Annotated in this window: 21 protein-coding genes and 1 tRNA gene; 16 read left to right on the top strand and 6 right to left on the bottom strand. The window is 63.1% G+C overall.

Going from position 1 to position 24,267, the window contains the following annotated elements; translation table 11 throughout:
• Positions 1-647: 647 nt before the first annotated feature.
• Entirely contained in the window at positions 648-4,184 is a 3,537-nt protein-coding gene (locus tag PX52LOC_RS21365) for a DEAD/DEAH box helicase (protein ID WP_168219121.1), read from the top strand.
• Between the two features lie 23 nt (positions 4,185-4,207).
• On the opposite strand, the gene PX52LOC_RS21360 is transcribed toward PX52LOC_RS21365, so the two are convergent.
• Both PX52LOC_RS21360 and PX52LOC_RS21355 read right to left on the bottom strand, forming a co-directional pair.
• A complete protein-coding gene (locus tag PX52LOC_RS21360) occupies positions 4,208-4,666 on the bottom strand; it encodes a hypothetical protein (protein WP_149111996.1) in 459 nt (152 codons plus the stop codon).
• Between the two features lies 1 nt (position 4,667).
• Entirely contained in the window at positions 4,668-5,891 is a 1,224-nt protein-coding gene (locus PX52LOC_RS21355; protein ID WP_149111995.1) for a DNA polymerase Y family protein, read from the bottom strand.
• A gap of 146 nt (positions 5,892-6,037) precedes the next feature.
• Between PX52LOC_RS21355 and PX52LOC_RS21350 the strand changes: the two genes are divergently transcribed.
• Positions 6,038-6,469 carry a hypothetical protein gene (locus PX52LOC_RS21350; RefSeq protein ID WP_149111994.1) on the top strand — a complete coding sequence of 144 codons (432 nt, stop codon included), beginning with the start codon at positions 6,038-6,040 and terminating at the stop codon, positions 6,467-6,469.
• A gap of 74 nt (positions 6,470-6,543) precedes the next feature.
• On the top strand, positions 6,544-6,999 hold the full coding sequence (locus PX52LOC_RS21345) for an HNH endonuclease (RefSeq protein ID WP_246173430.1): 456 nt from the start codon (positions 6,544-6,546) through the stop codon (positions 6,997-6,999).
• A 56-nt stretch (positions 7,000-7,055) separates the two neighbouring features.
• Here the strand turns inward: PX52LOC_RS21345 and PX52LOC_RS21340 are convergent.
• A tRNA-Arg gene (locus PX52LOC_RS21340) sits at positions 7,056-7,129 on the bottom strand.
• Between the two features lie 188 nt (positions 7,130-7,317).
• Here PX52LOC_RS21340 and PX52LOC_RS21335 point away from each other — a divergent pair.
• Positions 7,318-8,619: a PP2C family protein-serine/threonine phosphatase gene (locus PX52LOC_RS21335; RefSeq protein ID WP_149111993.1), complete on the top strand. Its 1,302-nt coding sequence runs from the start codon at positions 7,318-7,320 to the stop codon at positions 8,617-8,619.
• Position 8,620: 1 nt separating this feature from the next.
• Here the strand turns inward: PX52LOC_RS21335 and PX52LOC_RS21330 are convergent, their stop codons facing one another.
• The gene (locus PX52LOC_RS21330; RefSeq protein WP_149111992.1) at positions 8,621-9,505 is read right to left on the bottom strand and encodes an FkbM family methyltransferase; all 885 of its coding nucleotides are present in this window, start codon (positions 9,503-9,505) and stop codon (positions 8,621-8,623) included.
• 201 nt (positions 9,506-9,706) lie between these two features.
• On the opposite strand from PX52LOC_RS21330, the gene PX52LOC_RS21325 reads away from it, so the two are divergent.
• The 3 genes from PX52LOC_RS21325 to PX52LOC_RS21315 all read left to right on the top strand — a co-directional run bounded on the left by PX52LOC_RS21325 (position 9,707) and on the right by PX52LOC_RS21315 (position 13,264).
• On the top strand, positions 9,707-11,032 hold the full coding sequence (locus tag PX52LOC_RS21325) for a hypothetical protein (protein WP_149111991.1): 1,326 nt from the start codon (positions 9,707-9,709) through the stop codon (positions 11,030-11,032).
• A 70-nt stretch (positions 11,033-11,102) separates the two neighbouring features.
• Positions 11,103-12,275 carry an NAD(P)/FAD-dependent oxidoreductase gene (locus PX52LOC_RS21320; RefSeq protein ID WP_149111990.1) on the top strand — a complete coding sequence of 391 codons (1,173 nt, stop codon included), beginning with the start codon at positions 11,103-11,105 and terminating at the stop codon, positions 12,273-12,275.
• Positions 12,272-13,264 (top strand): NAD-dependent epimerase/dehydratase family protein, encoded by a 993-nt coding sequence (locus tag PX52LOC_RS21315; RefSeq protein ID WP_149111989.1) that lies wholly within the window; start codon positions 12,272-12,274, stop codon positions 13,262-13,264. The genes PX52LOC_RS21320 and PX52LOC_RS21315 overlap by 4 nt, the downstream gene beginning before the upstream one ends.
• On the opposite strand, the gene PX52LOC_RS21310 is transcribed toward PX52LOC_RS21315, so the two are convergent.
• Positions 13,265-13,810: a ParB N-terminal domain-containing protein gene (locus PX52LOC_RS21310; protein ID WP_218575127.1), complete on the bottom strand. Its 546-nt coding sequence runs from the start codon at positions 13,808-13,810 to the stop codon at positions 13,265-13,267.
• 106 nt (positions 13,811-13,916) lie between these two features.
• Between PX52LOC_RS21310 and PX52LOC_RS21305 the strand changes: the two genes are divergently transcribed.
• From PX52LOC_RS21305 to queA, 4 genes are read left to right on the top strand one after another with little or no spacing between them, the layout of a single operon-like run.
• Complete coding sequence (locus PX52LOC_RS21305; RefSeq protein ID WP_218575126.1) at positions 13,917-15,209, top strand: sodium:proton antiporter; 1,293 nt, start codon at positions 13,917-13,919, stop codon at positions 15,207-15,209.
• A gap of 9 nt (positions 15,210-15,218) precedes the next feature.
• Positions 15,219-16,133 carry a 5-oxoprolinase subunit C family protein gene (locus PX52LOC_RS21300; protein WP_149111988.1) on the top strand — a complete coding sequence of 305 codons (915 nt, stop codon included), beginning with the start codon at positions 15,219-15,221 and terminating at the stop codon, positions 16,131-16,133.
• A 37-nt stretch (positions 16,134-16,170) separates the two neighbouring features.
• Positions 16,171-16,725: a hypothetical protein gene (locus tag PX52LOC_RS21295; protein ID WP_149111987.1), complete on the top strand. Its 555-nt coding sequence runs from the start codon at positions 16,171-16,173 to the stop codon at positions 16,723-16,725.
• 57 nt (positions 16,726-16,782) lie between these two features.
• Positions 16,783-17,808 carry a tRNA preQ1(34) S-adenosylmethionine ribosyltransferase-isomerase QueA gene (gene queA / locus PX52LOC_RS21290; protein WP_149111986.1) on the top strand — a complete coding sequence of 342 codons (1,026 nt, stop codon included), beginning with the start codon at positions 16,783-16,785 and terminating at the stop codon, positions 17,806-17,808.
• A 12-nt stretch (positions 17,809-17,820) separates the two neighbouring features.
• Here queA and PX52LOC_RS21285 read toward each other — a convergent pair whose 3' ends face one another.
• A complete protein-coding gene (locus tag PX52LOC_RS21285) occupies positions 17,821-19,260 on the bottom strand; it encodes a hypothetical protein (RefSeq protein ID WP_149111985.1) in 1,440 nt (479 codons plus the stop codon).
• A 223-nt stretch (positions 19,261-19,483) separates the two neighbouring features.
• Here PX52LOC_RS21285 and PX52LOC_RS21280 point away from each other — a divergent pair, with 223 nt between their 5' ends.
• From PX52LOC_RS21280 to PX52LOC_RS21260, 5 genes are all read left to right on the top strand, one after another.
• Positions 19,484-20,449 carry a hypothetical protein gene (locus PX52LOC_RS21280; protein WP_149111984.1) on the top strand — a complete coding sequence of 322 codons (966 nt, stop codon included), beginning with the start codon at positions 19,484-19,486 and terminating at the stop codon, positions 20,447-20,449.
• 154 nt (positions 20,450-20,603) lie between these two features.
• Positions 20,604-21,320 carry a hypothetical protein gene (locus tag PX52LOC_RS21275; protein WP_149111983.1) on the top strand — a complete coding sequence of 239 codons (717 nt, stop codon included), beginning with the start codon at positions 20,604-20,606 and terminating at the stop codon, positions 21,318-21,320.
• Between the two features lie 212 nt (positions 21,321-21,532).
• Positions 21,533-22,306, top strand: coding sequence for a Bax inhibitor-1/YccA family protein (locus tag PX52LOC_RS21270; RefSeq protein WP_149111982.1), 774 nt, complete (start codon positions 21,533-21,535; stop codon positions 22,304-22,306).
• Between the two features lie 137 nt (positions 22,307-22,443).
• Entirely contained in the window at positions 22,444-23,418 is a 975-nt protein-coding gene (nadA, locus tag PX52LOC_RS21265; RefSeq protein ID WP_149111981.1) for a quinolinate synthase NadA, read from the top strand.
• A gap of 25 nt (positions 23,419-23,443) precedes the next feature.
• Complete coding sequence (locus tag PX52LOC_RS21260; RefSeq protein ID WP_149111980.1) at positions 23,444-24,103, top strand: DOMON domain-containing protein; 660 nt, start codon at positions 23,444-23,446, stop codon at positions 24,101-24,103.
• Positions 24,104-24,267: the final 164 nt, after the last annotated feature.

The following is a 24,267-nucleotide window of genomic DNA, read 5'->3' as shown; positions in this document are numbered from 1 at the left end:
CCCGCTAAAAACTACCCCCACGCCCTGGACCTAACGACGTTAAAAGGTTATTTTGGAGAAGTTATCTCGTCTGCAGTCGCTGAGTCGTTTGATGTGTGCGGGCACAACGATTGGGAAGTTCCTGGATTTTTGTTCCGTGTACACGTCGGTCTTTTTCAGAAGCTTGAGGCCCAGCGGCTGACGGGTGGACCGATTGGTGCGCCGTTTGGACGGACGGGAGATGACAGCCTCGCCTTTCGAAGGGATGATTCTGGAGCAATAACAGGAGTTTTGTATTGTGAAGCGAAGTGTTCGGCCGAGCACGACACTAGTCTGATTGCCGATGCACACGAAAAAGTTAATGGCCCAGGCCCACTCGACGTTCTGAGCATTATCGAAATGTTGTTGGATTCGCGAGAGGCGGATAGTGACAAATGGGTCGATGCCCTACGGACATATCGAGAAACGCTCCCGCATGGGATAATTCCGCGATTCGATGTGGTTTGTTACACTTGTGGTAAATCGCCCACTCTTAACCCCACTTGGATGGACACAAAGGGTCCGCACCCTTCGTACAAACCATCCGGCAGGCAACTAGAGTCAGTCGAGATACATCTACTGAACGTTGTCAAAACCATCCGAGCGATCTACTCGCCGGAGGGATGGGCATGAGCACTTCGACTTCCGCAATTCGATGGGCTGAGGGCATTCGAGAAAAGCACGCTGGACAGCAATTGTCCCGCTTGATTGCGCGGCTGTACAGTCACCACACCCAAGTTCGGGCCGGACAACCCGGGCTATCTTCTTGGGCAGACGCAGAGGCGAAAGCTAGATTAGACGAAGCGGTTATCCTGATTGATGCAGGCTTGACTTTGAGAGAGGATGAAAATGCAGGGTCGAGGGATTGTTTAAGGCGGGCTGCCGAGTTACTCGAATGGCTTCCGCCAAGCAAATCAGGTAATCAAGATAGTGACACGACCCACTTACTACTTAGCGCTGCTGCCTATCAATTAGCTGGCTACCCAGCGCGGGCATATTCAATCATCAAAATCCCCTTTAAAATCGGTAGTCACTCGAATATTCTGCGATCCTTCCTGCGTGGTATGTTTCACGAGGTCGAGGCCGAAATTCTCAATTACTGGACCATGTTCGCAAGGGTGGAGGAAGAGCCAGATCATACGGACCTTTCTCAGGTCAGCCGACTTGTCATTGATGAGACAGTCTCCGCTCTCGGAATCGTAACTGCCTTTGCTCGATGGGGGGACGATGACCGGTTGGAAGCTGCGATAGATAAATTAGATGCAGTGCGTGCGATGCTTGTCCGAGGCAGAGATCAACTCTCTTGGCTACTTGCCAAACTAACGTCCGTGTTCGCCAAGGATTTTGTCAGGTCCTCCCTGCGGACACTGCTGCGCGGTTGGGAAAGCTCGCTGTCGCCTGACGGAGGGCACGCACTCGAACAGTATGTGCGTTTGGCGTATACAACCGGTCGCTGCCAAGCATGGCCATCTCAAAGAGCGGGGATCAACCGCCTTCTCAAAGAGGGCTCGTTCGCCCTTTGCACTCCCACAGGATCTGGGAAAACAAGTGTGGCCGAACTCGCTATCCTTCAGTCGGTGTTCGGTCGGGCCGAAGCATCACTGTCTTCAGTCGGGCACGAACCGATTGCGATTTATTTGGTCCCTAGCAAAGCCTTAGCGGCCGAAGTAGAAGGGAAAATGTCCCGTATCTTTCGGCGTCTATCAAAGCGTCGGGTGGTAATAACAGGACTTTATGGGGGCTCGGATTGGGGGCCTGCCGACGCCTGGCTGACGAGTCCTGACCCCGCAGTCCTGATCTGTACCTATGAGAAAGGCGAGGCATTAATGCGATTCCTCGGCCCCCAATTTATGGGCCGAGTAACATTGATAGTGTTGGACGAAGCTCACTCAATCCGGTTTGACGGCGACTACATAAAGCTGGCCAAAGCCGACAGCCGTGCTTTCCGTCTAGAGTCTCTCGGCATGAGGTTGCTGGGCATTCTTCACGCAAGCAATGCACGGGTGATTGCACTCTCGGCTGTTGCAACCGGCATTGAACGTTCTTTGCAATCGTGGGTGACGAATCGCCCAGAAGGTGAGCCGGTCGCGGTTGATTATCGCAGCACTCGTCAATTAATCGGCAAGCTTCTCGTGAATAAAGCTGGTGATTTCGAGATCCATTACGACTTGCTGGATCGAGCCCGATTGCAATTTCAGGGTTCGACTGATACTCCTTACGTCCAGAATACCATCCCGAAATGCCCACCAGCACCCGGTTGGGATCAAGGCGGTGTTGAGGTTTCACTCCGCCCACCTTTGTTGTGGGCGGGAATGCACTTGGCTCGCGACGGGAATGGCACGTCTCGGGGAGTGCTCATCTCGGTGAACCAGAACCTCGGAACATTTGCAAAAGACTGCCTCAAGCTTCTTACCGAAACATGGGCTGGCCTAAAAGTTCCTGACTTTTTCCGCCCGCCTAACACGGCTGAAATGGTCGAATTGTTCGAACGGGCCCGGCTAGCGTGTGGAGACATCTTCGGACAAGACTCATGCGAGTACCGACTGCTTGAGCGTGGGATCGTGATGCATCATGGCGGGATGCCGCCGTCACTCGGGCGGCTTCTCGTTGCGCTAGTCACGGACGGAGTGGTGAATCTTGTCATCGCGACTTCGACACTGTCTGAAGGTGTAAACCTACCACTAGAGGTGGTTTTAATCCAATCACTACTCCGCAGCGGCAAGGAGATGAGCGCGGCGGAGTTTGCGAATCTAGCCGGTCGAGCCGGTAGGCCTGGAGTGAGTTCAGAGGGGCAAACACTTGTTCTTCTACGCAAGCCCGAGAAAGAAAACTGGCTAACGTGGAAGCGTTACAACGAACTCATTGCCGAACTGGTTACCAAGTCTTCCCTACTCGGTTCAGAGAACTTGAAAGTCAGTCCGCTCGCTGAGTTGCTTACTTTCTTGTATGGCCAGTGGTCAAATCTTACCGGGTCGCAAGATGTAGCTTCTTTTCATGATTGGTTGGAGCGCACGGCTGTCGATGACGTTACGTCTATTGGCGCAGCGTCAGACGCTCTCACGGCAGAGGGCGTACTTGATACTCTCGATTCGCTGCTACTCGCTGCCGTCGTCGAGTTAGAACAGGCCAACGCGTTGACTACGGCTGAAGACGCTCTTAAAAAGTTGTGGCAACATAGTTTCGCGGCTCATGTCGGATCATCTGATCAACTGCGCGACATCTTTCTTCGCCGCGGCCTAGCAATTGGGAATACAGTTTACACAGATCGCCGTCGCCGCCGGAACCTCTACCGTACAGGGCTTCCCCCACGATCCGCGTCCGAACTTCTCGCCTTGTATCCGGCCATTCGAGAAGAGGCCTTGCCCGGCACCGACTATGCCAAGTGGGACAAGCCCCGCCGCCTTAAGTATGTGACAACGATGGTAGGCCTGATAGGGCGGATCAAACGATTTGAGTTTGCTGCAAAAGCCTCGCGTTCAAAAGTTAATTGGCAGAACGTTTTGGCTTGGTGGCTTGACCCCGAGAAAAAACCGTATGACCCAGGCCCTGACCGGCGAGCGGACTGGTTCAAGTATGTAAGCCATCATTTCTACTACCTATTCTCATGGGGAATTGGAAGCTTCATTGGTGTAGCATCTGCGGAAGCTCAAGGAGAAGGGCAATCTGTTTGGCAGCTCGAAGACTGGGTTAGAACGGGGCTGCCGTGGTCAGTGTTCTGGCTAAAGGAGTTGGTTGCGTGGGGAACTTTAGATCCTGCGGCGGCATACTTGTTGTCTAAAGGACTAGTCCCAACGCGGGTCCAAGCCCAAAGCCTTGCTGCAGCTTATTATCGCAGCGAATGGGCGAGAGAGGGAGAAGATGCTCTCGACCCCCGATCCATTCGTAAGTGGGCTGAGGCCGAAGTGACGCCATTAACCCAAGTCGCTCAATCACTCGAATCAATTGTCTCCGATGTCAATTTGGATGAAGACTTTACAGGAGAGGAGCAGGAGCGTTGGCGGGTGCTCCCAATTCAGTCTGAATCTGGAACCCACTGGATAGATCCCGCCGGATTCCGTCTTGCGACATCTGCCTCCCCGGTACCCGAGGGCGAAGCCGCATCACCCGCGAAAGATTTCCAACTCAGCGTCCCGCGAGCAAAGGTTGAATCCTCTCCCTACCTCTAATTTGATGTAACACGTGTCTTATGTCAGATGATTTCCTTGATTAACACGGGCATCCATTCCGCGCGCGTCATCACCCGGTAGTACCGCGTGGCGGGCTCACACACGACGAAGACGGCTGGTACACCCGACGGTGTCCGCACCATCAGCCCCCGAAGCCCTTCCCGCACCCGGAACCACACGCCGTTCGCGAGTACGTAGTTCGCCGGAATCTCCACAGGCTCAGGCTCGATGCCGACCCACCGACCCTTTTCGACCGTGGCCTTCCACGTCCATCCCGTCGGCGGCAGCTTTCTCTCCGCCCGGTCCCTGTTCCCCCACCGAACGATTTGCAGCCGGCCGTTCCACCACACGGGCAGCAACGCAGGCACGGCCCGCCAGTCAAACCGCACCTCCTTCTGATCCCCCCGCGTATACACCCGAGCGTGCAGTTCCTTGACAACCTCATCGGGCAGTTCGCTCGTCGGCAGCGCGATGGCCCGCATGCTAGAAGCACACCTTTCCTCGCACGTCGCAGATGTCGTACTCGTTCGCAGGATCGCGGTAGACGGCGGGCAGGTATAGCGTCGTCGCCGTTCTCACCTTGAACCGTCCGTACTTCTCGTTGATCGCCGCCTTCACCGTGGCCAACTTGTCCTTCTTCGGGTCCGGCTTGTCGAACAGGGACAACTGGAAGCCCTTGCCCCGCCGCAACTCGGTCGCCTTGACCTGCATGTGCGTGGCCGTCCGTCCCGTAACGTAGGCCCGCCGTAGAGACGCACGCGCGAGGTCGAGCAGTTCGTCGATCCGGTCCGTCGGCGTCGGACTGTTGCTCGTTCCGCCGGTCCATCCCTGATCCTTCCAGCCCACCTCAACCGCCAGCGTGGTCGTGCGGACGTTGTGGTAGCGGAGTTCCTCGATCAGCCGTTCCACGTGACGCACGCACCACGCCCACAGCACCTTCGGGTCTTCGACATTACCCATCAGGCTGCCCCCGCGGCCGAGGACCTGGTGCGGCGGCCGTTCGGGGCGAATCGGCATGACCGGCTCACCGTTCAGCTCCATCCAAATCTCGTGGCCCGTCTTCGTGAGCAGCCGCTTTACCAGCCGGCCGTCCGCGTCGGCCAGGTCGAGACAGGTGCGGATGCCGTAGGGGGCGAGGCGGTCCGCCCGCTTGCCGCCGATGCCGGAGATTTCTGTAACCGGCATTTTGGCGAGCAGTTCACGCTCGTGGTCCCGCGTCAACACGGCTACTGCCCCGAACGGCTTGCCGGTGTCGCTGAACAGCTTCGCGAGCGTCCGCGTGCGGGCGATGCCGATGGTCACCGGCAGGCCCGTCGCTTCCAGGATGTGGTCGCGGATCGTCGTCGCGGTGGTTGCGAGTTGCTGCCCGTGCCGCAGCGGCTCGGCGTGAAAGAAGAACTCATCGATCGAATAATACTCTAGTTTCGGCGAGAACGTCCCCACGATGCCGAGCATCTTCCGCGACAGTACCTCGTACCAGTAAAAGTCCCGTTTCACGTACACGCCCTCGGGGCACATCTTCGCCGCGTCCCAGATCGGCGTGCCCGTCTTCACCCCCTTGGCCTTCATCTCGTACGACTTCGCAATCACGCACGCGCCGTTGTTGCCGAGCACACCCACCGGCTTGTTCGCCAGATCGGCGTGCCGGACCCGTTCTGCCGAAACGTAAAAGGCGTCCGCGTCAAGATGCGCGATGAATCCGGCCATGCCACCACCCTCTTCCTTCCGGGCGAAGTGTCGGTACTGTTTAGGCGTTCACTACCCGCCGACTAATTGGTACACTCAGAACGTGCGATGTCCAACCGCAGGAGGCCGGAAACCGTGTTCCCGTTTGTTCCGCGAGTGTACCGACCGTGCCGAGTGAAACCCGAACCCTCGTCGAGTCCGCCGCCCGTGAGTTGATCCGGCTGCTGGCGCGAACGGCCTCCCCCACTTCCGTTCGCGTGACGGAGGCGGGCAGCGGCCTCGCGTGCATGATCCAGGTGTGGGACCCGGCCGCGGTAATGCCGACGGCCGCCGGCGAGAAGAGAGACCACCATCGAGCCGGATGCAAGCAGGCCATCCTCGACGCCATCCGCGCCGCCGGAGAGCCACTCACACGCAAGCAGATCGTGAAGCTGTTCCGCGATAACAGAGCGGGCCACGGCCCCGGGACGGTGGCGAAGGCGTTGGCCGACCTGACGAAAGATGGGACGCTGGTTAACCCGAAGGACAAGCGTGGCTACCGTCTTGCCGAGTGGCCGAAGCCGCAGAAGGGGCCGACGCTTTTCGACGGGGTCAATTAGTGCTTGCACGAGGTTCGAACCCGCGCTAGCGTCGGCCGGTGCAGATCACACTTCAAAGCGGCTTCAAGGCAACGGTGGACGAAGAGGACTGGGAAACACTCGGCCTGTCGAAGTACACCTGGCAGGCAAAGAAGCACAATAGCGGCAGGCACTACGTGGTGGCGAACGTGTGGCAGCCAGAGTTGAACCAGCAACGCGGCGTCCGCATGCACCGCCTCATTATGTCCCCGAAGTCATCCGAGTTCATCGACCACATCGACGGCAACGGGCTGAACAACTCCCGCAGCAACCTGCGGATCGCCAGCAACGCCGAGAACCAACAGAACAGCGGACCGAGAAAAGGTTCTTCGCAGTATAAGGGCGTGTCGTGGTCCGCCTCGCGACAGGTTTGGCGAGTAGCGTTTCGGTGGAACGGCCAGCACTACTTTGTCGGAAGTTTCCCGAACGAGATCGAAGCGGCGAGAGCCTACAACCGGGCAATCAAGCCGCTGGCCGGAGAGTACGCCCGGCTGAATCCGGTGGGGGTTTAGTACGGGCAATGGTACGGGAGGTTTCGTCGCGAGTCAAAAATGCCTTGTTTTCTAAGTACACCCGATAGGACTTGAACCTATAACCTTCGGCTCCGGAGGCCGACGCTCTATCCAATTGAGCTACGGGTGCGACACTCCCAAATCTATAGACCTGGGGCCGGTCTTGACAAGGGGGCACGACGGGACTTCTGCCCCGTCCAAGGATTTCCGATTCCGTTCTTGCATTCCGCGTGCGGATCGGGTGTCATGGCCTTAGCCTTGGGATTTCCGTTTGGCCGGCGCCGCCGGGCTTTTCTCGTCTCCGCCGGAGGCGGACCGATGAACCTTGCTCCCGACTTCTTCGACACCCGCACCCGCAACTGGCGGGCACGGTTGGCCATCAGTTCCGACCTGATGCGCGAACTCAGTCGGTACTCCGACCCCCAAGAGATGTACCGCGTCTTCGCCTGGCGGATGGGGCAACTCTTCCCGACCTCGCGGCAACTCACGCTCTCCCGCCGCGGCGTCGAACCGCCGGACGTGCGGGTCACGCGATTCAACCTGTGGAAGGATATGCCCGACCCGATCGCCCACTGGGACCGGTTCCCGGTCGTGACCGGCGGGTTGTTCGAGGAGTTGTTGTACGCCGACGAGCCGCGGTTGATCGACGACCTCGTGGTCGCGGACAACGACCCGGCGGCGGGCTTCCTGGAAGGGCAGCGGTCGCTGTTGGCGATCCCCGTCTTCGAACACGGGACGGTGCTTTACACAGTCGTCCTGACGCGCGACGAGCCGAACGCCTTCGCCCCGGAGCAAGTCCCCGAACTCGTCTGGATGACGAACCTGTTCGGCCGGGCGGCCCAGACGCTCGTGTTGTCGCAACGGCTCAAGAAAGCCTACGAGGCCACCGACGCCGAGATTCGCGAGATCGCGGAACTGCAACACTCGCTCTTGCCGGCCGAACTTCCGCAGGTGTCGGGGTTGGAAGTGGCCGTCCATTACCGCACCGCGAACCGGGCGGGCGGCGACTACTACGACTTCTTCCCGCAACCCGACGGCACACTCGGGGTGCTGATCGCGGACGTGAGCGGCCACGGCACGCCGGCGGCCGTGTTGATGGCCATCACGCACAGCATCGCGCACGCGGCGACGGCGAAGCCGGGGCGGCCGGGGGCGTTCCTGACGCACTTGAACACGAATCTCGTCGATCGGTACAATCGGCACTCGGGCAGTTTCATCACGGCGTTCGCGGCCGTCTTCGACCCGGCGAACCACACGCTGACCTATGCCAGCGCGGGGCACGTCCCGCCGCGGGTTCTGCGGGCCGAGGATGACTTACTGGTGCCATTGAACCGCGTGCAGCGCCTGCCGCTGGGCATCAACCCGCCCGGCACGATGTACCCGGAGCAGACGATCCGCTTCGGCCCTGGCGATCAGGTGGTGTTCTTCACCGACGGGGTGACGGAAACGATCAACCGTGATGGCGACGTGTTCGGCGTCGAGCGACTGGACAACTGCCTTGCCGCGCCGGCGGCGAATGCCGAGGCAATGCTCTCGCGAATCCTCTCGGACCTCGATGCCTTCACGAACGGCCGACCGACCGACGACCGGACGGTCGTGGTCGTCCGACACGTCGCGTGACCTATCGAGTCCGATGGGCCATTCGGGAGATTTTCTGACGGACGCGGGTGAGCAACGACGGCGGGGCCGGTGGTAACCACGATTCCAGTTCCGGCGGCAGTTTCCGCACCGCCAGGAAGTCCATCACCGTTTCCTCTTGGTCGTCCCCGTTGCGCCACAGTTCGAGGCGGCCCGGCTTCACGGCGTAAACCGTGTAACCGTGACGGTGGAACGCGGACTTGAGGCGGCCGTGCGTCTCGTTGTAGAAGCCGAGCGTGTGGACGTTCGATTCGAAGAAGACGATGGGGCCGTTGGCGCGGGCGAGCAACCGATTCATGCCAACAACGGCCCGGACCTCACTCCCTTCCACGTCGAGTTTCACGAAGTCGGTCGCCTGCCAGTTGCGCTCGGTGAGCAAGTCGTCGACGGTCACGGCGGCCACGGTCGTGATGTCATCGTCTGTGAAATCGTCTTCCTCGTCGGCCGCCGTCGAGACGTGCCCGTAGGGGCCGTCGGACGTGAACTGGAGCGTCCCGCGGCGGTCACTCACTGCGGCCTGGACGATTTCCAATTTCCGGAAGTGGCCGTGTTCGGCAGACTTCCGCAGCAAGTTGGCGTTCCGGGCGGACGCCTCCACAGCTAACACCTCGCACCCCACGGCCGCGGCCAACAGCGAGAACCCGCCGAGGTGCGCGCCGAGGTCTAACACCCGTTGCCCCGGTTTGAGGACGGCGAGTGAGAGTTCGTTGAGCGTTGCGAGGTGGTCGAGGCTGCCGACGCGGTAGCTGTACGCGACCGGGTCGGTTTCCGGGGTGGCCTCATCGCCGCACGCGATGCCGAAGCGGTACCGGCCCGCGACCGCGACCTCGGAAATCCGCCAATCGCTTTCCCCAGTCCCAATGGCCATGCGCAGTTCCTCGCTCGATCCCGGCGGGAGGGAATCGTCCCCTCCCTATCGGGTCGTCCATGCGACCGCGCAACTTTAACAAATCGATTCGGATTCAGCAATACCTTGCCTATCCGCCCCCTTGTGAAGCCATTCTCGGCCGAGTACCCTCTAAATGGCGGGATTCAACTTGAATGAATTCCGGTTCGAACGAGTGGCCCAATGTTCCGACGGTTCGCCTCTGCGGCTTGCGCCGCTTTCGCCATCAGTGGCCTGCCGGCATCGGCCGAGAATCCGCTCAAATCGGCCGGACCGACACCGTCGGAACGGAAAGCCCTGGCCCTGATTGAGCAACTCGGGGCGGCGGATTACCGCGAGCGGGAAAAAGCCCAGCGCGAACTCGTCGCCCTGGGTAAGATGGCCCGGCCGGTGATGAAAAGGGCCGCGGCCACGACCGAGAATCCGGAGATCGAGCGCCGCCTGGAAGTGATGATCGCGAAACTCGAACGGGACGAACTCCTCCAGCCGCAGGTCGTGAGCTTCCAGGGGACGAAAACGATCTCCGACTTGCTGCGGACGATCGGCGGCGCGACCGGGTACATGATCGATGGCGGGCCGAGCGACGAGAAGCAGAAGTTGACCGTGAATTGGAAGAATACGCCGTTCTGGGAAGCCCTCGACGAGGTCTGCATCGCCAGCGGGATGAGTACGCAAATCTACGACAACGGCTCGGGCACCATCCCGGTCACCGTCTACCCGAATGATACATTCGACCCGCACATCAGCCACGCGGGGCCGTTCCGGTTCCTCGCCACGAACATCACCCTGAGCCGCAGCGTGCAACTGTCGGGGCTGCCGCGAAAGGGGTTGCCGGTCCAGCAGCAGAACTCTCTCAACCTGAACGTCATGCTCTTTTCGGAGCCGAAAAACCCGATGCTCGGCTCGCAGCCGGCCGTCGTCACGAAAGCCGTGGACGACACCGGGACGAGCCTCGTTTCGACCGACGAGGCGGCGCAACGGACCAGCTATTACCAGTCGCCGAGTTACCGGGCGAACAACCAGTACCTCTCCCTGAACCTCTCAAAGCCGGGCCGCGATGCGACGGTCATCAAGGAACTCCGCGGGAAGGTGCAGGTCACGCTGCTGGCGTCGACCCGGCCCGAGGTGACGGTCGAAAAACTGCTCGGAGTGAAGAAGAAGACGTTCGTGAGCCGGACGACCGAACTTTTCATCGAGTCGGTCAGCGAGCCGACGGCGGCGGGCTTCTCGGTGACGCTGACGGCCAAACACCTCCAACCGACGAACGACGATTACGCCTGGGCCAACTCCGTGTACCAGCGGCTTGAAGTCACGGACGCGGACGGCGAAAAATACACGCCAAACGGCATTGCGAACCAGAACCAGGGCACGGGTTCGGCCAGCATGACGGTCACGTTCTCCCCGCCCACCGGCAAGAAAATCGGCCAGCCGAGCAAACTCGTCCTGCTCGAGTGGGTGACCCTGCCCCGCGAGGTCGAGTTCTCGTTCAAGAACGTCCCACTGCCGTAACCCGGCCACGCCTTGCACTTCTCGGCCATTTCCCGGTACACTCTCCGGCGTTCCTGCCTCGGAGAGTGCGATGCCCAAGCCCACCGTCCAACCGCGAATCGCGATCCTCGGTGCCGGCCCGATTGGCCTGGAGGCAGCACTGTACGCCCGCGCTCTCGACTACCCGGTGACGGTCTATGAGTCCGGCCAGCCGGCCGAACAGGTCAATCGATGGGGCCACGTCGCGATGTTCACGCCGTTCGGCCAGAACTGCACGACACTCGGACTGGAGACGCTGCTTCGCGAGAATCCGAAGCGCGAGTTCCCCGGCGATCGCGCCGGCGTCACCGGCCGCGAGTGGCGGGAAAGCTACCTACTCCCGCTCGCGGAGTCCCCCCGCCTGAAGGACTGTTTGCAACTGCAAACCACCGTTCTGACCATCGGGCGGACCGGCTGGCGGAAGACCGACGCCGCCGACACCGGGAAGCCGTTGCCGCCGTTCCGCTTGCTGGTAAGGACGGCGCAGGGCCAGGAGCGGTTCGACACCGCCGACGTGATCCTCGATTGCACCGGCAACTACCCGCGGCCGAACTGGGCCGGCGACGCGGGTATTCCTGCGGCCGGCGAAATCGCCTCGCGGCCCCAGGTGTCGTACTGGGTCGACGACGTGCTCGCCTCGAAGAAGCCGCACTACGCGGGCAAGAGTATCATCCTCATCGGCGGCGGCTATTCGGCGGCGACGACGATGGTGAACCTGGCGGCGTTGGCGGAAGAACAGCAATCGACGTGGGTGATTTGGCTAACGCACGCCGACCGAGGTGGCGGCCCCCTACCCCGCGTGCCGAGCGACCCGTGGAAGGAGCGAGACAAGTTGGCTGCGAAGGCGAACAACCTCGCCTGCCGGTGTGACGGCAATCTGGAGTACCACCCCCAGACGCACGTCGAGGAGTTGATCTCGCACGGCCCGGACAAGGGCTTCCGCGTCGCGGGGAAAGTCCTCGGCAAGCCGATGAGTTGGGAAGTGGATCGCGTGATCGCGAACGTCGGCTACCGGGCCGACCTGACCATCTGCCAGGAGCTTCGCGTGAGCGAACCGGCCGGCCAATTCGCAACGAGCGAGCCGGGCTACTACATTCTCGGGATGAAGAGTCACGGCCGAAAGTCGGGCTTCCTTCTCGCGGAAGGGTTCGAACAAATCCGCCGCACGTTCGCCGCGGTGAGCGGTCAGAAGACGCTCGACCTGTACACGCGGAAGGCGGCATGAAGACGATCGTCACCGGCGGCGGCGGGTTCATCGGCCGGCACCTCGTGCAGTTCCTCACCGCCCGCGGCGAGTCGGTCCGCGTCGTCGAGAAGCCGGGCGTGTCGGTGACACACCAACCGGACGTGGAAGTCGTCTTCGCCGACATCCGCGACCGGACGGCCATTCGCAACGCGATGTGCGGGGCACGACGGGTCTACCACCTCGCCGCCAACCCACAACTCTGGACCCGCCGCCGCGGACACTTCCGGCAGGTCAACTACCTCGGCACCGTGAACGTCCTCGATGAAGCCCTCGCCGCCGGAGCGGAGCGGGTTTTGCATTGCAGCACGGAAAGCATCCTCACGCGGGCGACGCAAACGGCGGCGATTGCCGAGGATCAGGAAGTTTCGCTCGACGACGTGATCGGGCCGTACTGCCGGTCGAAGTTTTTTGCCGAGCGGTACGCCCGGCGATTGGCGAACGAGGGGAAGCCGGTCGTGATCGTCAACCCGACGCTCCCCATCGGCCCAGGTGACACCGGGCTGTCACCGCCGACGCAGATGGTCCTCGACTGTTGCCGCGGGAAGCGGTCGGCGTACCTCGAAGCCGACTTGAACCTGATCGACGTGCGCGACGTGGCCCGCGGGATGGCCCTGGCGATGAACCACGGCCAGCCAGGGAAGCGATACCTTCTCGGGGCCGAAAACTGGTCGGTGAAGCGCGTCTTCGACTTGCTCGCCGACGAGTGCGGCTTGCCGCGGCCGAAGTGGGCCGTCCCCTACCCCGTCGCCTTGGTGGCCGCCTATGTGAGCGAGTTTGTGGCCGACGTGTTCACCGGCACGATGCCCGCGGCGAGCGTGACCGGGGTGAAACTCACGCAACGCACGATGACGTTCGACGCGAGCCGGAGCCTGAACGAGTTGGGGCTGAAGCCGCGGCCGGTGCGAGAGAGTCTGCGGGAAATGCTCGGCTGGTTCCGCGAGGTCGGCTGGCTGAAACGTGGGCCGTGACTACTTCCGGCGAACGTGCGTCACGAGATCGAATTCCCGAACCAACTCATCGACCCGCAACGAGACTTCGTCGAACCGGCTCGCGTCGATCACGAGCGTCAACTCGACTTGATCGCCAACTGCTTCGGTCGGTGGTTCCTCCATCGGCAACAGTTTCAACGTCCGCATCGTGGCCTCATCGAACCCGGTGAGGTCGCGCACGTCTTGCAGTCCTTCCAGCAGGTCCAACAACTTTGCGGGGTCGTAGCGACCCTGGGCTTCCTGGTTGTTGAGGACGACGTTCAACGCCCGCTCGCGCTCGTCGGTCAGGTTCACGACGGACACCGGCACGGTCGCGTAGCCGAGTTCGCGCAGAATCCGCAGCCGCGCGTGGCCGCCGACGACGTAGCCGGTGCGCTCGTTCCAGATGAGCGGTTCGACGAGGCCGAACTCGGTGACGCTGAGCCGCAGTTTCCGGTACGCCGTCGCGGTCAGCGGCCGCCGCGGGTTGTACGGGGCCGGCACGAGTTGGTCGAGCGGCATTTCGCGGAGCGTGAACGGTGACATGGGGCAATCCTGCGGATATGACAATGCGTTCACTATTCGCGGTGGCGGGAGGTTTGTCAAACGGAAGGAGTGGTTTCGCCGTCGTCCGCCCGCGTGAAGAGAGGTCGTGTTGCTACTCGCCGAAGCTTTGGGACCGCTGGATGTGCCGGCGGCGGCGGCGGGGCCGTTCGCCCTGTTGCTCGCCCTGATCGCGATTCTCCCGCTGGCGGCCGGGCACTGGTGGCACCCGAACCGGAACAAGCTCATCGTCGCCGCGGCCGTCGGCCTGCCCGTGGCGATCTTCTTGCTGACGCAACCGAACGGGACGGGGCACCTCCTACACGCGGTCGAAGAGTACGTGTCGTTCATCATCCTGCTTGGGGCGTTGTACGTGATCGCCGGCGGGATTGTCGTGACCGGCGACATCGCAGCCCGGCCAGTGGTCAACACCGCATTCCTGGCGACCGGGGCCGTCCTCGCAAGCCTCATCGGCACGACCGGGGCAAGCATGGTCCTCATCCGTCCCGTGCTGCGGACGAACTGCGAGCGGAAGAACACGCGGCACCTGCCAATCTTCTTCATCTTCATCGTCTCCAACTGCGGCGGCCTGCTGACGCCGCTCGGCGACCCGCCACTGTTCCTCGGCTTCCTCAAGGGCGTGGACTTCTTCTGGACGCTCCGCCTCTGGCCGCAATGGCTGTTCGCCAACGGCCTGCTGCTGCTGACGTTCCTCGTCTGGGACAAGATCGCCTACCGGGCCGAGAAGGCCGGCGACATCCGCCGGGACGAGAAGCAGATTCAGCGGTTGAAGGTTCACGGCCTGCGGCTGAACGGCCCGCTCTTGCTCGGCGTGATAGCGGCCGTGCTGGCGAAGAAGTACATGCCGGTCTTCCCGGCCTGCGAACTGGCGATGGTCGCCCTGCTACTCGTTTCCTTGTGGAAGACGCCGCGGGATCACCGCGAGATGAACAAGTTCGCCTGGGGGCCGATCCTCGAAGTGGCCGTGCTGTTTGCGGGCATTTTCGTCGCGATGGTCCCGGCCCTCGCGCTCTTGCACAAGCACGGAGCCGGCCTCGGCGTCACCGAACCGTGGCAGTTCTTCTGGATCACCGGCCTCCTGTCGAGCGGCCTGGACAACGCCCCGACGTACATCACGATGGGCGAGCTCGCCACCGTCGTCGCCAACGTGAACGGCTTCCCGGACCTGATGACGGCGACGCCGAGCGTCCTCACCGCGATCAGTTGCGGGGCGGTGTTCATGGGGGCGAACACGTACATCGGCAACGGCCCGAACTTCATGATCAAGGCGATCGCCGAGGAGAGCGGTTATAAGATGCCCTCGTTCTTCGGGTACATGGTGTACGCCGCGTTGGTCCTGCTCCCAATATTCATGGGCGTGACGGCCATCTCCTTCCTCTAAGATTCTGCCATGCCGCTGACGGTCCTCGAACCCGGTCTGTACTCGCTGCTCGTCGATACCGGTCGGCCGGCATCGCGGCACCTCGGCGTGCCCGTCGGTGGGGCGGCGGACCGGGCCGCGCTCGCCCTCGGTAACGGGTTGGTCGGCAACCCGCCGGACGCGCTGGCCCTCGAACTGACAATGACCGGCCCAACGCTGCGGGCGGAACAGCGGACGGCGTGCGTGATCTTCGGCTCGCCGTTCTTTGCCGCCGTCGCGAACAAGGCCCGCGTCGAGCCGGGGACCACCTTCACGCTCGAACCCGGCGACGTGTTGAAGATCGGCGGCACGCCTGGCGGCGTTCGTGGCTACCTCTGCGTGGCCGGCGGCTTCGCGGGGCCGCCCGTCCTCAACAGTGCCTCGGCACTCGAACCGATTTCCACCGACGCCGTGCTCGCGTGCGCCGAATCGAGGGTGCGGGCACGGTCGTTGCCGTTCTCGTCGCTGCCGGTGGAGGGCGATCTGGTGGGCGTCCTCCGCATCGTGCCGGGGCCTCAGTTCGACTGGTTCCTGACAGCGAAACAGTTCTTCCAGGCCGAGTACGAAGTCCTGCCGGCGAGCAACCGCATGGGCGTGCGGCTGCGCGGGCCGAAGTTGGAGCGGCGGCCCGGCGAGTTGATCTCCGAGCCGGTCGCGCCGGGGGCGGTGCAGATCACCAACGACGGCCAGCCGATCGTCCTCGGCGTGGACGGCCAGACCATCGGCGGCTACCCGAAGATCGCGCACGTTATCCGGGCCGACCTCGACCGCCTCGCCCAACTGCGGCCGGGCGGCACGGTGCGGTTCCGACAAGTGATCGCCGACGAAGCGGAGGTGGCCGCAGCCGCGCGGGAATCGACGATTCGCGGGTGGCTGACCCGGCTGGAAGTCACGCGGGGCCTATAATCATCCGGGTTGAATCCCACTCTCAGGAGATCCGCTGATGCGCAGGTTTGCCGCATTTCTGTTCCTGCTGGCCGTCGCCGGCTTCGCACCCGCCGCAGACGGCAAGGGCACGACCGTCGAACTGGCGGGGATGAAGTCCACCACGCCGGCCGACTGGAAGGAAGAAGCCCCGTCGAACTCGATGCGACTGACGCAGTTCAAGTTACCGAAGGCCGACGGCGACGCGGCCGACGCGGAACTGGCCATCTTCTTCTTCAAGGGCGGCGGCGCGGGGGCACTGGACGCGAACCTGAAGCGGCAGACCGCGAAGTTCGAACCGGCCGCGGGTAAGGACAAGGTCGAAGAGGCGATCGACAAGGACTTCAAGGTCGGCACCCTCAAGGCCACCTACCAGGACGTGAAGGGCACGTTCCTCTTCAAGGCCGCGCCGTTCGACCCGAATTCGAAGGTGACGAAGAAGGAAGGCTTCCGCCAGATTTACGTGATCTTCGAGACGAAGGACGGCCAGTACTACATGACCCTGATCGGCGGCGACAAGACGGTCGAGAAGAACAAGAAGGCGTTCGACGAGTTCCTGAAGAACTTCAAGTAACACCCACCGCGGAGGTGAAGGCCCACCCGTCGCAACGGGTGGGCCTTCATCATTTTCATGCACCCATTGTTCTTCGACTATGACCTGCCTGAACGCCTGATCGCGCAAGAACCGACGGCCCGCCGTGACGATGCGCGGTTGCTGGTCGTGCGGCGGGGCACACAAGCGTTGGAGCATCGCCACGTCCGTGATCTGCCACAGTTGTTGCGGGCGGGAGATCGGTTGGTTCTGAACGACACCCGCGTTCTTCCGGCCCGGCTGATCGGGGAGCGGGCGAACACCGGCGGGAAGTGGGAAGGCTTGTTCCTGCGCGACCGCGATGGCGAGTGGGAGTTGATGGCCAAGACGCGCGGCTACCCGAAGCTGGGCGAGCGGATCGTCACCGACACCGGGCTATCACTCACACTCATCGGCCGCACGTCGGACAAGCACTGGCTCATGCGGCCGGACGCGACCGGGTCGGCACTGGAACTGCTTCAGAAGTTCGGGCAGATTCCCCTGCCGCCATACATCCGCAAGGGTCGCGCCGGCGAACCGGACGCGGAGCGGTATCAGACGGTGTATGCGCGGGCCGCGGGTTCGGTCGCGGCTCCGACGGCGGGCTTACACTTCACACCGGAACTCTTCGCCGCGCTCTCGCAAGCCGGCGTTGGGCGAGCGAGCGTGACCCTGCACGTCGGCCTCGGCACGTTCGCACCGATCAAGAGCGACGACCCGACGCAGCACGAAATGCACTCCGAATGGTGTGAGGTGCCGGCGACCACCGTGGAAGCCATCCGGCAGACGAAAGCGGCCGGCGGCCGGGTGATCGCGGTGGGAACGACCACCGCCCGAACGCTCGAAAGCGCGGCCCTCCCGGGCGAGTTGCAGGCGTTCATCGGTGAGACGAACATCTTCATCCACCCGCCGTTCGCCTTCCGCGTTCTCGACGGGCTGCTGACGAACTTCCACCTGCCGCGGACGACGCTGTTGCTACTCGTGCAAGCCTTAGCGGGAAGCGAATTATTGCAGCGAGCCTACGAGGAAGCGATCCGGGAAGAGTACCGCTTCTACAGCTACGGCGACGCGATGCTCGTCTTGTAACTCACGCGATCCCTACACCCACAACTCCAGCACCTTCCGCACGACCCGGCCCCAGGCTTCGGCGGCGTCCTCGGCTTCGAGCGGCACGGCACGGCCGATGCCGTCGAGCAACCGCGGCCGGGCCGTGTCGATCACGAGCGCGGTCAGCACAGTTCCGTCCGGTTCCGCCATCGGCACGTCGGCCGTCAGTTGCAGGATTTGGACTTGGGCCTTCCGCGAGAGGTGCGAGCAGTGTGTGCCGACCGCGGCCAGACTCTCAACGACTTCGACGGCGGCGGTTTTGTTCGCGATGCGCTCGCGCAGCAGAATCCGAAACAGTTCCGCCTCTTCGGCGAGGGGTTGCTTTCCTTCGTCGCCCACGAAGAGCAATTCGAAGTGCAGCGCGTCGGTGCTGAGCCATTCGCTGAGTTTGCGGACCAGCGCGAGGATCGTCGCGGAAGCCAGCATGATCCGCTGGGCCGGCAGTTCCGCGTCCTTGAAGCGGGCCGCGATCAAGTCGGCCGTCAGCACGAAGGCGAACGCCCGCCGGCGGCGGAGGAACTGGTTCTCGTCCCGCGAGTAGTAGAAGAGTTCGTCGCGGACGAACTTCATGTCGAACAGGTCGGGCGACTCGTCCTTCTCCATGAACGCCAACTGCGAGTGCAACAGGCTCTCGACGCTGCCGCGGTTGGAGATCGACGTGTAGCCGCCGACGGGGTACTGGTCCTCGTCGAGGACGCGCGTCGGCACTTCCTTGCGGCCGACCAGCGGGCGGACGGGGCGGCTCGGCAGTTTCGATTCGATCTCGGCCGTGAGGGTGAGGATTTGCCGGTGGGCGACGAAGCGGGTCATGTCGGCGATGGCCGTCCGCTGTTCGAGTGCGATGACGTCTTCCGGGGCGAGCACCTCGGCCATCCGGCGGACGGCGGAAATCAGTTCCTCGTACTGTCGGACCAGGAACGGGTGCGGGCCGTCGCGGGTGAAACTTTCGTACCCTTCACTCAACAGGTCGTCCGGTTTCGTGCTTAACATCGTGCGGACGATGGCCGGGGAAAGGTCCACGCCGCCGACGCCGGCCCGCTCGCGGAACTGCTTGACGACGAACGCCAGCCCCCTTGCGCGGTCCTTGCCCTCGTACCGTCGAAGAGCGTCGGCCGCCCGTTCGAACGTCCAGTCGGCGTAGACTTTGCCGAGAACGTGATCCTCGTAATTGCGGCCCAGTGCCGTCGGCCAGTTGGGAAGGACCGGGTGTTCTTTCGCCGCGGCCGACGGGTCGATGCCGAAAGCAATCTGCCCGAGGTCGGCGACGAAGCCGGGCGGCGGGAGCGGTTCGCCCGCGGCCGCCAGTTCCATCAGCCACGCCAAGAGCGGCCCCACCCGCGCCGCCTCCGGCCGGGTGACGCGGCCGAGCCAGAGGCCCTGCAACACGTACCGCCGCACCTCATCCACGTTTTGAAATTCCAGGGTCGTCATTCGTTTCTCCCGGTCGGCTCGTTCGCCCAGCCCCCGTATCCCGCCAGTGTGCAGCTTACCAACTCACCTCAGTTTCCGCCGACAACAGGCACAATCCTTATCCTCGTTACAGGCGTTAAGTTCTACCTGGCTTGTGCCGATGAAGGATAGTGACAGAGTAGCGTTGGCGGACGGGCCCCGCCGGGACGGGCCGTCCGGGGCGAGCGATCGACGTGAGGGACGCATGAAAGCATCTCGATTCCTGCTCGGCGCAGTGGTTTTAGGTACGTTGGCTTGGCCGGCTTTCGGCCAGTACGACGGCGTTGGCCTGCCCGTGATACCACAACCGGGCGTGCCGCCGACCGCACCACTGAAGGCCGATCTTCCGTACAAGATTGATACCCCGACGAAGCCAGACACCACTGGAAAATCGGACGCCCCGCCTTCGTCCGCCACCGGCCTTCTGACGGCACCGGTGATCGGACTTCCCACCACCCCGGCCCAGTTACCGGCCGGGACGGTTACCAGCCCGGCATGCGGCCCCGACGGGTGCTGTGGGCCGTTCGGTGCGAACGGGCCCATTACTTACGAACTGTACGCCCGCACCGGCCCCGCCCTGGTCATTGGTGGGAGCGAACTGAGCAGCCGCCTGAACACCGGCTGGCAGGTCGGCACCGGGGCGTACACGTTGCTCTACAACACCAGCCGCGACGCGGCCTGGACGCTGGGCACCGGGATCAGCTACACCTACAACCGCGGCCGGCAGGAGCGCGGCGGCCCGCTCGACGTTCACACGCCGGCGCCGACCGCCGGGTTGGCCGACGGCATCACGCCGCAGCTCGTCCGCGGCCTGCACCGCACGACCTTCGACTACTCCATCGGCCGCGACTGGTGGCTGCGTGGCCCCGGCACCGTGCCCACGGAGACGGACGCGAACACCCGCGTCGGCGGGTACGTCGGCGGCCGCTACGGTACGGCTCACGCCGACCTGTTCTCGACGGCCGACCCACTGCTCTACCTCCGCAAGCACAGCATTACGTCCAGCGTCTTCCTCGGCACGCACGCGAACTGGGAGAAGCCGATGGGCAACTGGATCTTCTTCACCGGCGTGCGGGCGGAAATCGACTACGCCTTCCTCAACGTCGTCCCGCCTCAAGGCTCGGACGTGGTCAGCATCAACCTCCTGTTCAGCATGGGCGTTCGGTACTAATCGCGGACGTTGCCACACTCTGTCGCGCAGGGCCAACCCCAGGGGGTTGGCCCTGTCTTTTTTCACTCATGGGGTTTTCACGTCGCGGCCAAATTCCTCTGCCGTTTGAGAGGAGGCGGATCCTGCCAACCCTCTCCTCTCTGGGGACATCCCAATGCGTCGTTTCTGGAAATTCCTCCCGGCCGCGTTGCTCGGCGCGAGTGTCAGTTTATCGATGGCCGCGAACGGCCAAGGCCCTCGGGGCGGCGACCGCCCGCGCGGCCCGCAACCGCCCGCGGCCGGGAACCGCACCCCCGAGGACCAACCGCGCGACCGTGCGGGCGACCGCCGCGACGAGCGGAAGGGCAGCTCCGAAGTGGAATCGTGGGTGAAGACGCTGGCCGAGAAGATCACCGACCCGCACGACACGGTCCGCGACAGTGCTCGCGCCGCCCTCGTGGCCGTCGGCCCGCCGGCCCTGCCGCTGTTGCGCAAACTGGCCGATGGAGACAACGACGCGAAGGCCACGGCCGCGAAGAAACTGATCGCCGCCATCGACCGCGGCAACGCCCGCTCGCCAGCCCCGACGGGCGTGCGGGGACAGTTCCCGCCAAGGGGGGGCCAAGGTTTTGGTCCCGGCGGGTTCGGCCCTGGCGGGTTCGGACCCGGGGGCGTTCGCAATTTGGGGGGCGACCGTCGGCCGGAAACCGGGCGTCGAGAAGACGACCGCCGACAAGATGGCGAGCGGCGCGACGGTGATCGCCGACAAGACGGGGAGCGGCGCGACGGCGAACGTAAGCCGGCCGGCGAACGCCGCCCGGACGGCGAACGTAAGCCGGCCGACGGCCCGCCCCGCGAGGGAGCGGAACGGCCGAAGCCCAACCAGGATTGATGCCGCAAAAGACGTTCACGATTCACGATGCCCCGGCAGTCGCTCCGGGGCATCGCCGTTTTGCGGAGTCTGCGGGACACTGGAAGAGAAAATCCGAACGCGGGAGAAAAGGCGAGGCCGATTGGCCGAATACCCTGATGAGAATCTCGGCGGATCGGGATATAATCTCCCAAAGAGACGTGGAACTCAGACCCTCAGAAAGGTTTCCCAATATGCGAACTGCGAACCCAGCTTTGAACGACCGCGCGTTCTACACCGAATCGCGGTCGATGGACCGCTCGAACGTGATGACGGTGAACGGGGCGGTGGCCAAGACCGGCTTCCTGACGGCTCTGTTGCTCGCGGCGGCGGGGGTGTCCTGGCACCTGATCTTCCCGATGGGCGTCGGGGCCGGCGGCACGACCGACGTGAACCGCGATTACGCCCTCGGCCTCACGGCGGGCGGGCTGATCGGCGGCTTGCTGGCCTCGCTTGTGATTATCTTCAGTCCACGGAGTTCCCCGATCGCGGCCCCGATCTACGCCGTGTGCGAGGGGTTGTTCCTCGGCGCGCTCTCGGGCTTCGTGTCCGGGCAATATCAAGGCATCGTTCTTCAGGCCGGGTTGCTGACGGTCGGCGTGCTGGCGGTCATGTTGCTCGCCTACTCGTCCGGCGTCATCCGCGCCACCGAGAAGTTCAAACTCGGGGTGATCGCGGCGACGGGGGCCATCTGCATGGTCTACCTCGCAACGATGGTCCTGAGCCTGTTCGGCGTGGCCGTACCGTACATCCACTCGGCCGGTCCCATCGGTATCGGCTTCTCGCTCGTGGTCGTGGTGATCGCCGCCCTGAACCTCGTCCTCGACTTCGACGTGATCGAGCAAGGCGCTCGGGCGTCGGCCCCGAAGTACATGGAGTGGTACGGCGCGTTCGGGCTGCTCGTCACGCTCGTCTGGCTGTACATCGAAATCCTCCGCCTGCTCATCAAGTTGAAGAACAGCGACTAACCCCGCTCATCAGACAGGTTGTGCGAGCGGCAGGCAGACCTGCCGCTCGTCTTTTTTTGTCGTCCCGCGTATGATGGAAAGCAGACAATTAATTGCGGGTTCACCCTCCGCCGCACCACCAACAAGGGAGCCGAATCATGCCGGCCGTACTCGACGACATTTCGACTGAAATCCTCCACCTCAAGAAGAAGATCGGCGCGACCATCCTCGCCCACTACTACCAGGAAGGCGAGATTCAGGAACTCGCCGACATCACCGGCGACAGCCTGAAACTCGCCCGCGAGGCGACGAAGGTGGACACACCGGTCATTGTGTTCTGCGGCGTGCTGTTCATGGCCGAGACGGCGAAGATGCTGAACCCGGCGAAGAAGGTACTGCTGCCGGACCTGAAGGCCGGGTGCAGCCTCGTCGATTCGTGCCCGCCGGAGAAGCTCCACCGCTATCAAGAGATGCTCCGCGAAAACGGTCGGAAGTTCCAGACGGTGACGTACATCAACAGCAGCGCGGCCGTCAAAGCGCTCTCCGACTGGGTCGTGACCAGCGGCAACGCCGAGGAAGTCGTCCGCAAGATTCCCGAGAGCGATGAAATCCTGTTCGTGCCGGACAAGCACCTCGGCCGCTATCTGTCGGAAGTGACCGGCCGCAAGATGATCCTGTGGGACGGGTCGTGCATGGTCCACGAAATCTTCAGCGTCCACGACTTGGTGCGCATGAAGAAGTTGCACCCGACGGCCCAAACGATCGCGCACCCGGAGTGCCCGAAGAACATCCTCGAACACGCCGACTTCATCGGCGGCACCGAGGCGATGATCAAGTTCGTCGGGGCGTACAAGGAGCCGGTCGAGTTCATCGTCGCGACCGAGCCGAACATGATGTGGCAGCTCGAAAGCCGGTTTAAGCACCACAAGTACCTGCCGGTGCCGGGCATCACGTGCGCGTGCAACAAGTGCCCGCACATGGCCCTCAACACGCTCGAGAAGATTCGCGACTGCATGCTCACCGGCGGCCCGGAAATCCACTGGCAGCCAGAGTTCGACCGGGCGAAGGAAGTCCTCGCCAAGAGCCTGCTAAACCCGCCCGCCGCGGCGAAGGTCCAACCGCAAGGGGATTGAGTTTCCATTCGGGAAAGGGTTCAGGATGCCCGCGATTGTTCCGCACCGGTTTCTCGTTCGCGTCTGCCACCCGGTGCCGTACCACAAGGCGATGCCGTTGGACGACGATGAACACGTCGTTCAACTGCCCGACACGGCCCGGTTGAATAACTTCGCCGACCTCGACGGGGCGGCCAACTTCGCCGACGTGCGGTTGGCCTGGAACGAACTCGGCGTCGGCGTGCAGGTGACGGTGACGGGAAAGCAACAGCAACCCGAGTGCGATGCCGACAAGCCGCGGTCGTCGGACGGCGTTACGCTCTGGATCGACACCCGCGGCGACCGGACCAGTCACCGGGCAAGCCGCTTCTGCCACCAGTTCCACCTGCTCCCCAGCGGCGGGGGCGCCGATAAGGACGAGCCGAGTTTTAGTCAGTCGAAGATCAACCGTGCCCTGCAAGACGCGCCGCTGTCCGGGGCGGCCGACGTGCCGTTCCGAGCAGAGGTGCTGAAGAAGGGCTACCGCCTCGAAGCCTTTCTGCCGGCCGCCGTCCTCGGGGGTTTCGACCCGGACCAGCACCCACGGCTCGGCATCTACTACGCCGTACGCGATCAGGAATTGGGCGACCAGTACCTGAGCGTGAACCAGGACTTCCCGTTCGCGGACGACCCGTCGTTGTGGGCCGCGATGGAGTTGGTGAAGTAGGAAAGACAAAAGCCCGCCCGTCACGACGGGTGGGCTTTCATCACTTCACTTGGATTCCCAGATCGTCAGGATCGGGAAGAGTCACGTCGAGTATCACCCCCAGCGCGTCGGGCGTGGCGAGTTCCACGGCCGGCGGTTTCGGCTTCGCGGGTATGGGCCGGGGT

The sequence above is a fragment of the Limnoglobus roseus genome (assembly GCF_008254045.1).
GTDB classification, from domain to species: domain Bacteria; phylum Planctomycetota; class Planctomycetia; order Gemmatales; family Gemmataceae; genus Limnoglobus; species Limnoglobus roseus.
The sequence above is the reverse complement of the archived record's forward strand: the minus strand, read 5'-3'. Positions and strand labels throughout refer to the sequence as shown.

Bases quoted from the DNA above. Each gene is read 5' to 3' on its own strand.
- PX52LOC_RS21355 (WP_149111995.1), bottom strand. From the start codon at position 5,891: ATGGCCGGATTCATCGCGCATCTTGACGCGGACGCCTTTTACGTTTCG.
- PX52LOC_RS21330 (WP_149111992.1), bottom strand. From the start codon at position 9,505: ATGGCCATTGGGACTGGGGAAAGCGATTGGCGGATTTCCGAGGTCGCG.
- queA (WP_149111986.1), top strand. From the start codon at position 16,783: ATGCACCCATTGTTCTTCGACTATGACCTGCCTGAACGCCTGATCGCG.
- nadA (WP_149111981.1), top strand. From the start codon at position 22,444: ATGCCGGCCGTACTCGACGACATTTCGACTGAAATCCTCCACCTCAAG.
- PX52LOC_RS21310 (WP_218575127.1), bottom strand. From the start codon at position 13,810: ATGTCACCGTTCACGCTCCGCGAAATGCCGCTCGACCAACTCGTGCCG.
- PX52LOC_RS21260 (WP_149111980.1), top strand. From the start codon at position 23,444: ATGCCCGCGATTGTTCCGCACCGGTTTCTCGTTCGCGTCTGCCACCCG.
- PX52LOC_RS21360 (WP_149111996.1), bottom strand. From the start codon at position 4,666: ATGCGGGCCATCGCGCTGCCGACGAGCGAACTGCCCGATGAGGTTGTC.
- PX52LOC_RS21320 (WP_149111990.1), top strand. From the start codon at position 11,103: ATGCCCAAGCCCACCGTCCAACCGCGAATCGCGATCCTCGGTGCCGGC.
- PX52LOC_RS21335 (WP_149111993.1), top strand. From the start codon at position 7,318: ATGAACCTTGCTCCCGACTTCTTCGACACCCGCACCCGCAACTGGCGG.
- PX52LOC_RS21295 (WP_149111987.1), top strand. From the start codon at position 16,171: ATGCGCAGGTTTGCCGCATTTCTGTTCCTGCTGGCCGTCGCCGGCTTC.
- PX52LOC_RS21285 (WP_149111985.1), bottom strand. From the start codon at position 19,260: ATGACGACCCTGGAATTTCAAAACGTGGATGAGGTGCGGCGGTACGTG.
- PX52LOC_RS21325 (WP_149111991.1), top strand. From the start codon at position 9,707: ATGTTCCGACGGTTCGCCTCTGCGGCTTGCGCCGCTTTCGCCATCAGT.
- PX52LOC_RS21365 (WP_168219121.1), top strand. From the start codon at position 648: ATGAGCACTTCGACTTCCGCAATTCGATGGGCTGAGGGCATTCGAGAA.
- PX52LOC_RS21280 (WP_149111984.1), top strand. From the start codon at position 19,484: ATGAAAGCATCTCGATTCCTGCTCGGCGCAGTGGTTTTAGGTACGTTG.
- PX52LOC_RS21270 (WP_149111982.1), top strand. From the start codon at position 21,533: ATGCGAACTGCGAACCCAGCTTTGAACGACCGCGCGTTCTACACCGAA.
- PX52LOC_RS21315 (WP_149111989.1), top strand. From the start codon at position 12,272: ATGAAGACGATCGTCACCGGCGGCGGCGGGTTCATCGGCCGGCACCTC.
- PX52LOC_RS21275 (WP_149111983.1), top strand. From the start codon at position 20,604: ATGCGTCGTTTCTGGAAATTCCTCCCGGCCGCGTTGCTCGGCGCGAGT.
- PX52LOC_RS21300 (WP_149111988.1), top strand. From the start codon at position 15,219: ATGCCGCTGACGGTCCTCGAACCCGGTCTGTACTCGCTGCTCGTCGAT.